Source organism: Mycobacterium sp. IDUB_36 (assembly GCF_055419225.1).
The window spans coordinates 2050098-2062035 of record NZ_JBVAXH010000001.1 but is presented as its reverse complement, the minus strand read 5'-3'; the positions used below and the strand labels follow the sequence as shown (position 1 = coordinate 2062035).

At 67.2% G+C, this 11938-nt stretch carries 12 protein-coding genes and 1 pseudogene; 8 read left to right on the top strand and 5 right to left on the bottom strand.

Going from position 1 to position 11938, the window contains the following annotated elements:
• The first annotated feature begins 1 nt into the window (after position 1).
• The 6 genes from ACZYW1_RS10040 to ACZYW1_RS10015 are packed head-to-tail and all read left to right on the top strand — an operon-like array spanning position 2 to position 5909.
• Complete coding sequence (locus ACZYW1_RS10040) at positions 2-1207, top strand: virulence factor Mce family protein (protein ID WP_463785397.1); 1206 nt, start codon at positions 2-4, stop codon at positions 1205-1207.
• The gene (locus ACZYW1_RS10035) at positions 1201-2766 is read left to right on the top strand and encodes an MCE family protein (protein ID WP_463785396.1); all 1566 of its coding nucleotides are present in this window, start codon (positions 1201-1203) and stop codon (positions 2764-2766) included. The genes ACZYW1_RS10040 and ACZYW1_RS10035 overlap by 7 nt, the downstream gene beginning before the upstream one ends.
• Positions 2736-3446, top strand: coding sequence for a hypothetical protein (locus tag ACZYW1_RS10030; protein ID WP_463785395.1), 711 nt, complete (start codon positions 2736-2738; stop codon positions 3444-3446). Before ACZYW1_RS10035 ends, ACZYW1_RS10030 begins: the two co-directional genes overlap by 31 nt.
• Entirely contained in the window at positions 3443-4507 is a 1065-nt protein-coding gene (locus ACZYW1_RS10025; protein WP_463785393.1) for an RDD family protein, read from the top strand. The genes ACZYW1_RS10030 and ACZYW1_RS10025 overlap by 4 nt, the downstream gene beginning before the upstream one ends.
• Entirely contained in the window at positions 4504-5109 is a 606-nt protein-coding gene (locus ACZYW1_RS10020) for a mammalian cell entry protein (protein WP_463785391.1), read from the top strand. Before ACZYW1_RS10025 ends, ACZYW1_RS10020 begins: the two co-directional genes overlap by 4 nt.
• A complete protein-coding gene (locus tag ACZYW1_RS10015) occupies positions 5076-5909 on the top strand; it encodes a mammalian cell entry protein (protein ID WP_463785389.1) in 834 nt (277 codons plus the stop codon). Before ACZYW1_RS10020 ends, ACZYW1_RS10015 begins: the two co-directional genes overlap by 34 nt.
• Here ACZYW1_RS10015 and ACZYW1_RS10010 read toward each other — a convergent pair.
• The 5 genes from ACZYW1_RS10010 to ACZYW1_RS09990 form a co-directional block, all read right to left on the bottom strand.
• Positions 5906-7027, bottom strand: a complete 1122-nt coding sequence (locus tag ACZYW1_RS10010) for a phosphodiester glycosidase family protein (RefSeq protein WP_463787775.1) — start codon at positions 7025-7027, stop codon at positions 5906-5908. The genes ACZYW1_RS10015 and ACZYW1_RS10010 overlap by 4 nt on opposite strands.
• A 74-nt stretch (positions 7028-7101) precedes the next feature.
• On the bottom strand, positions 7102-8313 hold the full coding sequence (locus tag ACZYW1_RS10005; RefSeq protein ID WP_463785387.1) for a YhgE/Pip domain-containing protein: 1212 nt from the start codon (positions 8311-8313) through the stop codon (positions 7102-7104).
• Between the two features lie 140 nt (positions 8314-8453).
• Entirely contained in the window at positions 8454-9176 is a 723-nt protein-coding gene (locus ACZYW1_RS10000) for a pirin family protein (protein WP_463785385.1), read from the bottom strand.
• A 55-nt stretch (positions 9177-9231) separates the two neighbouring features.
• Positions 9232-9813, bottom strand: coding sequence for a dihydrofolate reductase family protein (locus ACZYW1_RS09995; RefSeq protein ID WP_463785383.1), 582 nt, complete (start codon positions 9811-9813; stop codon positions 9232-9234).
• A 73-nt stretch (positions 9814-9886) separates the two neighbouring features.
• A complete protein-coding gene (locus ACZYW1_RS09990; protein WP_463785382.1) occupies positions 9887-10864 on the bottom strand; it encodes a sigma-70 family RNA polymerase sigma factor in 978 nt (325 codons plus the stop codon).
• A gap of 59 nt (positions 10865-10923) precedes the next feature.
• Here ACZYW1_RS09990 and ACZYW1_RS09985 point away from each other — a divergent pair, with 59 nt between their 5' ends.
• The gene (locus ACZYW1_RS09985; RefSeq protein ID WP_463785379.1) at positions 10924-11763 is read left to right on the top strand and encodes an alpha/beta hydrolase; all 840 of its coding nucleotides are present in this window, start codon (positions 10924-10926) and stop codon (positions 11761-11763) included.
• Positions 11764-11822: 59 nt separating this feature from the next.
• Positions 11823-11938: pseudogene (locus tag ACZYW1_RS09980) on the top strand (hypothetical protein); the annotation flags it as partial.

Genomic DNA, 11938 nt, shown 5'->3' with positions numbered 1-11938 from the left:
CATGCGCGTAATGCTCAGTAAAGCCCGCCACCGGGTCTGGCAGTCTCTGGTGTTGCTGGTCGCGGCCATGGTGTTGAGCTCGTGCGGGTGGCACGGCGTCTCGAACGTCTCGCTGCCCGGCGGCCCGGGTGACTCGTCCGGCTCCTACACCGTCTATGTGCAGATGCCGGACACCCTGGCCATCGACGGAAACAGCAAGGTCATGGTGGCCGACGTCTTCGTCGGCTCGATCCGCAAGATCGAACTGCGGACCCCGGAGTTCGAGATCAACGGCCACCGTGCCAAGAACTGGGTCGCCACCCTGACGCTGGGGCTGCAGAAGAACGTCAAGCTCCCGAAGAACGCCACCGCGAAGATCGGGCAGACCAGCCTGCTGGGCTCTCAACACATCGAGTTGGCACCGCCGGCCGACCCGTCGTCGCAGATGCTCAAGAACGGCGACACCATCCCGCTGAAGAACTCGTCGGCCTTCCCGAGCACCGAGCAGACCCTGGCGAGCCTGGCCATGGTCGTGCGCGGCGGCGGATTGCAGAACCTCGAGGTGCTGCAGAACGAGGTGACCAAGATCCTGACCGGTCGAGGCCCGCAAATTCGCGCCTTCCTCGGCAAACTCGACACCTTCACCCGTCAGCTCAACGAGCAGAGCGACGACATCACGCACGCCATCGACTCGACGAACCGGCTGTTGGCCTACGTCGGCAACCGGTCGGACGTGCTGGATCGGGTGTTGACCGAGTTCCCGCCGCTGATCAAGTACCTGGCGGCTCCCGAGTACCAGAAGCATCTGGTGGACGCGGTCCAGTCGGTGGGCGCACTCAGCCAGGCCGCGGCCCAGTACCTGGGCGAGGCCCGGGCGCCATTGCACCAGAACCTGCAGTCGCTGCAGTGCCCGCTGAAGGAACTCGGCAAGGCTTCGCCGTACCTGCTCGGTGCGTTGAAGCTGGTCTTCACCGCGCCGTTCGACTTGGACACTGCACCGAAGCTGATCCGCGGTGACTTCATGAACTCCTCGCTCGAGGTGGACACGACGCTGTCGGCGGTCGACAACGCGTTCCTCACCGGCACCGGGTTCTCGGGCGCGTTGCGCGCACTGGAGCAGTCCTACGGTCGTGATCCGGCGACGATGATTCCGGATGTGCGATTCACGCCGAACCCGAACGACGCGCCGGGCGGACCACTTGTGGAGAGGGCGGACCGGCAATGCTGACACGTGTCATCAAGCGCCAGCTGATCGTGTTCGGCGTTTTGACTGCCGTCGCCCTGCTGGTGCTGGGGGTCTACTACCTGCGGCTTCCGACGTTGATGGGTGTCGGTCAGTACCAGCTGAAGGCCGATCTGCCTGCCTCGGGCGGCCTGTACCCGACGTCCAACGTGACGTACCGCGGCATCACCATCGGCAAGGTCACCGCCGTCGAGCCGACGGAAAAGGGCGCCGAGGCCACGATGAGCATCGATAGCAATTTCAAGATTCCGCTCGATGCGGTGGCCAACGTGCACTCGGTGTCGGCGGTCGGTGAGCAGTACCTGGACCTGGTGTCGGACGGCAAAGCGAAGGGCTTTTTCTCGCCCGGTCAGAAGATGACCAAGGGAACTGTGCCCAGTGAGATCGGCCCGGCGCTGGACACCGCCAACCGTGGTCTGGTGGTGCTGCCGAAGGAGAAGATCGGCAAGCTGCTGGACGAGACGGCCGACGCGGTCGGCGGCCTCGGTCCGGCGCTGCAGCGTCTGGTCGACTCCACCCAGGCGATCGTCGGCGACTTCAAGACCAACATCAACCAGGTCGACGACATCATCCAGAACGCGGCTCCGATCCTGGACAGCCAGGTCGTGTCGGGCAATGCGATCGAACGCTGGGCGCACAACCTCAACATCCTGGGTGGGGAAGCCGCGTCGCAGGATTCGCACCTGAAAAGCATTCTGACCCAAGCTGCCCCGACGGCTGATCAGGTGAACTCGGTGTTCAGCGACGTTCGTGAATCGCTGCCCCAGACCCTGGCCAACGTCGAGATCATCGCCGACATGCTCAAGCGCTACCACCCCGGCCTCGAGCAGACTCTGGTGATGCTGCCGCAGCTCGGGTCGATCGTGCAGGCGATCTCCGCGCCGTACGAGAAGGACCGGATGGCCGCCCTCGACCTCACGCTGGCGATCAACTATCCGGCACCGTGTCTGACCGGATTCCGGCCGGCGCCGGAATGGCGCGCGCCGGCGGACACCAGCATCGCCCCGCTGCGGGACAACAACTACTGCCGGATCCCGCAGGATTTCCAGGCCAACGCAGTCCGCGGGACGCGCAACCTGCCGTGTATGGATGTCCCCGGCAAACGGGCGCCGACACCGCAGGATTGCCGCAGCAACAAGCCGTACGAGCCGCTGGGCACCAACCCGTGGTACGGCGACCCCAACCAGATCCTCAACTGCCCCGCCCCCGGTGGGCGCTGCGACCAGGCGGTGAAGCCGGGCTTCGTGATCCCGGCGCCATCGGTGAACAACGGCCTCAACCCGTTGCCCGCCAACCGCCTACCACCCGGCGGAATGACGCCGCCGCCGAAGAGTGATCCGTTGCAGCGGCCGGGCTCCGGTGGGGTCCAGTGCAACGGCCAACAGCCCAACCCCTGCATCTACACTCCGGGCGGTCCACCGGCGGCCGTCTATAGTCCGATGAGTGGCGAGGTAGCGGGCCCCGACGGTTCTAAGTACTCCGTCAACAACTCACGCAACACAGGAGATGACGGATGGAAGGAGATGCTGGCGCCAGCCGGCTGACCCCGAACGACCCGGATCAAGATCCCTCGTCGGAAACCGACACAGTCGCCGACGATCTCACCACTGAGGAAACCGCCGAGGATTCACCGGAATCCGACGACGCGGCCGACCACGAGATCTCCGAGTCAGACGCCGACGACCTCGCCGAGGTCGGTGAACCCGAGAAAGACCCGCGCGGTTCTTCGCGTCTGGGCCGCGGCTGGTTCATCGGCATCGCGGCCGCGCTTGTCGTGCTCGCCGGCGGACTCGGGGCCGGTGGCTATCTGGCGCTGCGCGCGCACCACGACAGCAAGGCGACCGCCCGCCGGGAGATCGCCGCGGTGGAAGCCGCGAAGGACTGCGTGGGCGCGACCCAGGCGCCCGACATCGGGGCGATGGCCTCCAGCGCGCAGAAGATCGTCGAGTGCGGTGCCGGAGCATTCCGGTCGCAAGCGATCCTGTACAGCGGGCTGCTGGTCGAGGCTTACCAGGCCGCGAACGCCCATGTCCAGGTGTCCGACCTGCGCGCTGCCGTCGAACGCGACAACCCCGACGGGTCGGTCGAGATTCTGGTGCCGCTGCGGGTGAAGGTCTCCAACTCCGAGACGCAGAACCAGGAAGCCGGCTACCGCCTGCGGGTCACGATGGTGCTCGACGAGGGTAAGTATCGGATTTCCAAGCTCGACCAGGTGGCGAGGTGACGGTGCTGGTCGACGAGGCCACCGAGACCCAAGCCGCACCGCCAGCTGACGAGGCCGCGTCGAACACGTTGGCGCGCTGGAAGATTCGCGCTGCCGCCCTGGCGGTGGACGTGCTGCCCGGTGTCGCTGTCGTCGTGACGATGGCGCTGGTCTGGCTGGCGGCGACACCACGCAGCTTCTGGTGGTGGGCGTCGATGGCGGTCCTCGTCTTCACGGCGCTGGCGACCATGGTCAACCGGGCGGTGCTGCCGGCGACCCTGGGGTGGAGCCTGGGTCGAGCGTTGCTCGGCATCGAGGTCGTGCAGCGAGACGGAGCCGCTGTCGGAGTCGGACGGTTGACGTTGCGCGAACTCGCGCACCTGCTGGACACCCTCTCGGTCTTCGTGGGATGGCTGTGGCCGCTGTGGGATTCGCGCCGGCGCACTTTCGCGGACCTGCTGCTGCGCACCGAAGTGCGGTGTGTGGCAGCCGATCGACGCCCACACGACATTCGCCGGTACGCCGCGATCACCGCCGGGGTTGCGGTGTTGCTGTGCCTCGCCGGCGCCGCGATCAGCGTTTTCGCGATATACCTGCCCGGTCGGGCCGCCGAACAGACCCGGGACGCGGTCAATGCCGAAGGCCCCAAGATCGTCGCGCAGATGCTCACCTACGACCCGAAATCGCTGCAGCAGGACTTCGAGCACGCCCGTTCGCTGACCACCGACAAATATCGACCCGAGTTGGTCAAGCAGCAGGAGTCGGTGATGAAGGGGCATCCGGCGGTCAACGAGTACTGGGTGACCGACAGCACCGTGCTGTCGGCAACCCGGGACACCGCCACGATGCTGCTGTTCATGCAGGGCCACCGCGGAGGTGGCGACGATCAGCGGTTCATCACCGCCACGGTCCGGGTGTCGTTCGACAAAGGCGCGAGCGGCCAGTGGCTGGTCGACAACCTGGACGTGGTGACCAAGCCCAAGCCCGCCCAGCCCAAGGCCGCTCCGCCCCAAGCTCCGCCTAACGCGCCGCCGGCGCCCAAGGAGTCCGCGCCGCCGGCGCCTCCGAAGGGGCCGAAGTGAGCCCCCGCAGGCGAATTAAGCCCGGTGAGGAACCGCTGCTCAAGTCGCTCACGCCGACGTTGTGGTCGCGATTGCCATGGCGACCGACGTTGTCGGCGCAGTGGTGGAAACCCTCGCGGACCTGGGCGCTGCCTGCGGCGGTGGCCGGTGCCGCCGTGCTCACCGCGGGCGCTGTCACGGCGTCGTCCCTCGCTCTGGTGGATCAGCGCTCGCACCACCGCCAGGCCATGGAGGAAGTCGACGTCTTGGGCTACGTCAAGGCGTTCATGACCGGGTTCACCACGCTGGACCCGTTTCACGCCAACGCCTATTTCGACCGGGTGATGGCCAATGCGACCGGCGATTTCGCCAAACAGTATCGCGACAAGCAGAACGACATCCTGGTGCAGATCGCCCGGGCCGAGCCGACCAAGGGGACCACACTCGCCGCGGGTGTGGAGCGCTGGAACGACGACGGTAGCGCCAATGTGATGGTGGCGACCGACGTTTCGTCGAAGACACCTGATGGCAAGCAGAAGATCGAGACAACAAATCGCTGGGTGGTCACCGCCCAGCGGGAAGGTAATCAGTGGAAGATCAGCAGCCTGCAACAGGTGATCTGACCGAGGAGTCGGCCGTCGACACCGCCGCTGAGACCGCGGCCGTCGACGGATCGGCGGAGGGCGTGTCGGCGGTCGACGAGTCGGCGGTCGACCGGCCGAGTGTCGACGAGACCAGCGTCGACGAGTCCGTGAGCGACGGCTCTGAGAGCGACGAGTCCCAGGGCTACGACGAGTCCCAAAACGACGAGTCCCTGAACGACGAGTCCCAGAGCGACGACGAAAACGTCGACGGCACAACCGAAGACGACCCCGGCCTGACCACCGTCCGGTTCCGCGAGCGCCGGCCCGCAACCAGGTTGTCGGTGATCGTGGCGGCGGTGGCCGCCGCGTTGTTCGTCGGCGCCGGCGCATTCGCCGGTGCGATGATGCAGCCGTATCTCGCCGACCGCGCCACCGTGGCCACCAAGGTGACCGTCGCCCGCACCGCTGCCAACGCGATCACCACCCTGTGGACCTACAGCCCGGACAACATCGACAAACTCGCCGACCGGGCATCGCAGTACCTCAGCGGCGACTTCAAGGCCGCCTACCGCAAGTACCTCGACGCGCTCCTGGCGCCCAACAAGCAGGCCAAGATCACCAACACCACCCAGGTGGTCGGGGCTGCCGTGGAATCACTGAGCGGGTCGGACGCGACCGCGATCGTCTACACCAACACGGCGTCCACCAGCCCGGCCACCAAGGACGTCCCGTCGTTGAAGTACCTGTCGTATCGGCTTGTGCTGCAACGGGATCACGCGCAATGGCTGGTCACCAAGATGACCACGATCACCTCACTGGACCTGACGCCGAAGTTCTAGTTGAACGCGAGCCAGCCCGGCAGGGAGCGCTCGTGGGCGTCGCACAGCACGTCGTAGTTGTCGCAGTTGCCTTTGGGCACACCGGCTCCGGCCCACATGCCACCGGTGTCGCGGCGCAACACGATCGCCGACGAGGTGCCGCCGTCGAGTAACACCGCGCTGTCGCTGCCCAATCCGCGGAACAGGTCCTGGATGTTGTCCGGCGTATAGCTCCCACCCTGGAACACATACATCTCATCGCGCGGCTTGGAGTAGGCCAGCGCGGTCCGGGCGGCGCTGGGCCCACCGTCGTTGAGCTGACCGGTGTTTCCGGGTGCCAGCAGTCCGAGTCCGCTCACCCCGACGAACCGCTCGCCGCGGTCGACCAACCCGGTGACCACGGACGTGGCGGCGTCGTAGTCGTGGCCGTCGCGACCACCGCGGGGCCACAGCATCGACGGCGCGCCGCGGTTGGGCAGGATCATGGTCGCCAGCGCGCTCCAGTTCTCGTTCCCGCCGGACAGGCCCTGCTTGCCGGCGTAGGGGACGGTGCCGGTCACCGCCTGGTTGGCCCGGCCCTGCCCGTGGGTGTTGTCGACGTAGGTGCCCAGCGGCGAACTGCAGCCCGTCGAGCGCCACGAGCCGCCCTTCTGGCCGCGAATGTCGAAGAAGTTCGCGTTGATCGCGATGGTCGGTCGGCCCAACGCCTGCCAGGCCTGTACCGCCGTGTACGTCTCCGAGGCCTGCATCAGTCCGTCGCCGGTGCGCGCGTGCGGATTACGTTCGCAGCGCGACTGCGAGCCGGTGTGGCTGTCCACCAGCAGATGCGGTTCGAGGCGCTGCGACGCGGCTTTGATGATCATCAGGTGACCACCGCTGCCGCCGTCGTACCAGTTGCCGGCGGCGTTGAGCATCGGCGCCGGGTGCCCGCCGCCGAAGTTGTACACCAGATACGAGCCTTGGGTGCTCGCGATGGCGCTGGCGAGCAACTCACGGGCCTCGGCCCGGGCGACCGGCTGGCCCGTGCTGGTCGCCAGCGTCAGACACAGCGCGCCGCTCGCACAGCAGGCCGCGATGCGCCGGAAGGCGGCAGCGAGATGTGGCACGGTTGCCCCTTCGGCCCGAGTATCGTGACTCAGGTATTACACAGCAACGCCGATAACAGCGGAATGACGGTTCGGCGGCAGTCCAATGACGTTCGGCTGCTTGGCGTTTACCGCTCCGGGTAGGGGACCCCGCCGGAGGAGTCGACCGGCGCCACCACCGCGTCCGCCGCGGGCCGGCGGCCCAGGCCGCGCCGGTCGTGGATGCGAACGGCGAGAGCGCCGACCAGCAGACCGATCACCAGATCGATCGTCACGCATTCCAGCGACTGCACCAGACCCGAGCCGGCCTGGCCGCCCAGATACAGCAAAGACCTTGTGCCCAGGAACACTTGGTGCATCGGTTCGAATTTCGCCTGCCACTCGAACAGCGCTGGAGTGGCCTGCAACGGCACGGTCGCACCCGCCGACGGCAGCCCGAGGATCACGAAGACGAACAGACTGATCAACGTGCCGACCGAACCGAACGCCACGATCAGGGACGTCGATCCGACACCGACCGCGGTGATCGCCAGCACCCCGAAAAGCCATAGCGTCACGCTGTTTTGAACAGGCATGCCGAATTGGAGGGCGATCAGCAGATAGGCCGCCGAGGTGAGTAGTGCCAGCGCGGCCACCATCGACCACTTGATGAACAGGATGCGCAGAGGCGAGATCGCCGACCGTTCCGGATGCATCGCATCCACCGACCGGTTCACCACGATGCTGCCGATGACGCCGGCCAGCACGAGTAGCAGTGAATAGTAGAAGGCGGACAACCCGTTTCCGGTGCCGTTCGGCAGGGCGTTGTGCACAGTCGACTTGACCTCGACGGGATTGGCCAGCATCAACGCGACGGCACCGGGTTCGGGTGCCTTGCCGGTCTGCTCCGCCACCTCCTGCGAAAGTCGTTGTCCGACGCGCTGATCGACCATCGCCACCGCGCGCTGCAGCGTCTGGCCGGCGATGTTCGCGCCCAGCGTGCCGGCTCGTGGATTGGTCGAGACGATGATGACGGCGCGCTCGACCCGTCCCGGTGTCAACGCACTCCTGGCGTAGGCCTGAAGTTTCGAGGAGAAGTTCGGCGGAATGACGGCGACCCCGTAGACCTCAGCGGTGTCCATCTGGGTCTTGGCCTGATCGTGGGTCAGCACCCGAACGTCATAGGCGTCGTGGTCGAAGCCGGCCAGCATGCCTTTGAGGACCTGCGCGCCGGTCGGCCCGGCGTCCTCGTTGAGCACCGCGATCGGAAAGTGCCGCAGGTTGGTCATCGGCTGCAGGATCGCGCTGAGATAGAACGCGGCCAGCGCCGACGTGACCGCGAGGGTGAGCAGGATCGGCATGGCCCAAAAGCGAACCGTGGCAGGCGATTTCGGCCGCGGAAAACGAGCGGAGGCCGAAGGGTCGTCACCGTACGTGGTCTCAGCTGCCGCGTGAGGTTCGTGCGGTTCAGACATGCCGGCTCCTGTTCGTCCGCACCACCTTAGTCGCCGAGACCTTGGTGCATCTCCCAGACGAGTATTTCGGCGGGGCCCCGGGCGGCGATGTGCACGCCCTCGGATGCGGTGAGGCGGACCGCGTCGCCCTCGTCCAGCACGGTCTGCTGGAACGCGATCCGCCCGCGGGCGACGAACAGGTGGACGTAGGGTGCGGCGGGCAGCGCCACCTCGTCGCCGGGGCGCAACCGTCCGCCGTGCAGGGCGGCGGATCTGTTGTGGATGCCGACCGCGGCGTCATGGCCCGGCATTCCGGAGGCGATCAGCGCCAGGCGTCCGGTGAGTGCGTCGTCGTCGATCGCGTGCTGTTGGTAGCCGGGCTCCACCCCGGCCACGTCCGGCCGCACCCACATCTGCACGAACCGGACCGGCTCGGAGCCTGAGGCGTTGTGCTCCGAGTGAGAGATCCCGCTGCCCGCTGACATCCGTTGCGCCAGACCGGGATAGATGACACCGCTGTGACCGGTCGAGTCGCGGTGCGCCAGCGATCCCTGCAGTACCCAGGTCACGATCTCCATGTCGCGATGTGGGTGGGTGTCGAAACCGGCACCCGGGGCGACGACGTCGTCGTTGCTGACCAGCAGCACGCCGTGGTGGGTGTTGCCCGGATCGTAATGATCGCCGAACGAGAACGAGTGCCGCGAGGTCAACCACGGCGTCGTGGTGACCGGCCGGTCGGCGGCACGCCGGATCTGGACGGTGGCGGGCACGTTGACACGCTACTCCGGGACGCGGCCCACGCCTGTCGCGGCGCTGCCGACAGTGTCAGCCGTGCAGAGTGGGCCGGTACGTCAGTTCTTGGATGTTGCGGTCGAGCGTCCGGCTCTCGACCAGTTCGAGGTCGAAGTCGGCGGCGCCCTTGAAGATCGGGTCGTCGCCGGTCTGACCGGTGATCACCGGGAAGAGCGTCACCTGGACGAAGTCGACCAGTCCGGCGGCCGCCAACGTCCGATTCATCGCCAGGCTGCCGTGCGAGCGCAGCGGCACGCCGGACTCCGCTTTGAGGCGGGCGACGACGTCGACGGCGTCGCCCTTCGCGACGGTCGCGTCGGGCCAGTCGAGAGGTTCGGCCAGTGTCGAGGACACCACGGTCGCGGGCTGCTCTCGCATCCGGGTGACCCACGGGTCGCGGACCTCGGAATCCTCGGTGCTCTCGGCGAGCATCTGCGCGAACAGCCGATAAGTGTTGGCGCCGAACATCATTCGCTGGGTCTCGTCGTACAGGGCGAGGCGGCGTCCGAGGAGCTCTGGGCCTTGCTTACCCCAGTAACCGCCCCAATCGCCGCCGCTGACGCTGCCGAAACCGTCGAGGCTGGAAAAGACGTCGAAGGTGTAAGTGGCCGTCATGCTGGTCTCCTCGCGCCGGTCGTGACTGGTTGTCAATACAGACCACCGGCCGCGGCGAAAGTCATCGCCGGTGTCAGAGACGCTCGGGCAGGCCGAATTTGGCGAACAGCGCGGTATCGAGGAAGGCCACCACCCGGGTGACCCCGCCGGCCTGCACGTCCAGCACGTGAAGCTGGAAAGGCACGTGGCCGTCGCCGTCGCGCATGTACATCGCGGCGGCCGGCTGCCCGTTGGCGGTCAGCGGGAGCATCCGCATGTCGCCGGACAACTCCGCGGGACACTGTTGATGGATCAGCGTGATGATCGCCTGCGGACCCTGGTACCAGCCGACGAACGGCGGCATCTCCCAGATCGCCTCGCTGGTGAAGATGTCCACCAGGCGCTCGATGTCGTAGGCCTCGAACGCGGCGATGTAGCGGGTCAACAGGTCCTGGGCATCCGCTGAGTCGGGTGCGGTCAACTGGTCGTCGGCGCTCAGGCCGGCGGATTCGAGTTGTGCGCGGGCGCGCTGCAGCAGGCTGTTGACGGCCGCGGTGGTGGAACCGATCGCGTCAGCCACCTCGGCGGCCTTCCACTGCAGCACCTCGCGCAGCACCAGCACGGCACGCTGACGCGGCGACAGGTGCTGCAAGGCGGCCACGAAAGCCAACCGCACCGACTCGCGAGTGCCCACGATGGTCGAGGGATCACCGGCCGCGTCGGGCAACGGTTCGAGCCACGGCACCTCGGCGCCTTCGACCAGGTCGGCGGTGGGGTCCGAACTCGGCGCTCCCAGCCCCGTCGGCAGTGGGCGCCGCTTGCGGCCTTCCAGCGCCGTCAGGCAGGTGTTGGTCGCGATGCGATGCAGCCAGGTGCGCACCGAGGATTTGCCCTCGAAGCGGTCGTAGGCCTTCCAGGCGCGCAGCAGCGTCTCCTGGACCAGGTCTTCGGCATCGTGCAGCGACCCGGTCATGCGATAGCAGTGGGCGAGCAGCTCACGCCGGTACGGTTCTGCGGTCGCGGAGAAGTCCGTCTGGCCGTCGTCGGCCAGTTCGGGGGCGAGCACACTCACCGGAGAGAGCTTACGGACTGAGTCCGACGGATTTCGACAGCGGGTTTACGCTGCCTTCGATGACAATCACGCGCGCCGAACGATCCTTCGACGGTGTCGACGATGTGCGCATCGTCTACGACGTGTGGACCCCCGACACCCCGCCACGGGCCGTGCTGATCCTCGCCCACGGGCTCGGCGAACACGCCCGCCGCTACGACCACGTCGCCGCGCGGTTCGGTCGTGCGGGCCTGATCACCTATGCGCTCGACCATCGCGGGCACGGACGCTCCGGGGGCAAGCGCGTGCTGCTGCGCGACATCGCCGAATACACCCGCGACTTCGACACCCTGGTCGGGATCGCCGCCCGGGAACACCCCGGGCTGAAGCGGATCGTGCTGGGCCACAGCATGGGCGGCGGCATCGTGTTCAGCTACGGCGTCGAGCACCCGGACGACTACGACCTGATGGTGCTGTCCGGACCGGCGGTGGCCGCGCAACTCGCCGTGTCGGCTCCGCTGGCGTGGATCGCCAAGACCGTCGGGGCCGTCGCGCCGGGGTTTCCGCTGCAGGCGCTCGACGCCACCGCGGTCTCGCGCGACCCGGCCGTGGTGGACGCCTACAACAACGACCCGCTGGTCTACCACGGCAAGGTTCCCGGCGGCGTGGCCCGCGCGCTGTTTCTGGTCGGCGAGACGATGCCGCAGCGGGCCCCTTCGCTCACCGCGCCGCTGCTGGTCGTGCACGGATCCGACGACCGGCTGATCCCCGCGGAGGGCAGCCGGCAGCTCGTCGCGGCCGTCGGCAGCAACGACGTCGAACTGAAGATCTATCCGGGCCTCTACCACGAGGTGTTCAACGAGCCGGAGCAGGAGCAGGTGCTCGACGACGTGGTGGCTTGGCTCGACGCGCGCCTGTGAATGGCGGTGCCGGAGAGTCTTTCGGGTTGTCTATTTTGGTGTTATGACCGCCGGCGACGATGCAGAGCGCAGCGATGGGGAGGAGCGGCGCAGGTATGACCGCCGGCGACGATGCAGAGCGCAGCGATGGGGAGGAGCGGCGCAGGTATGACCGCCGGCGACGATGCAGAGCGTA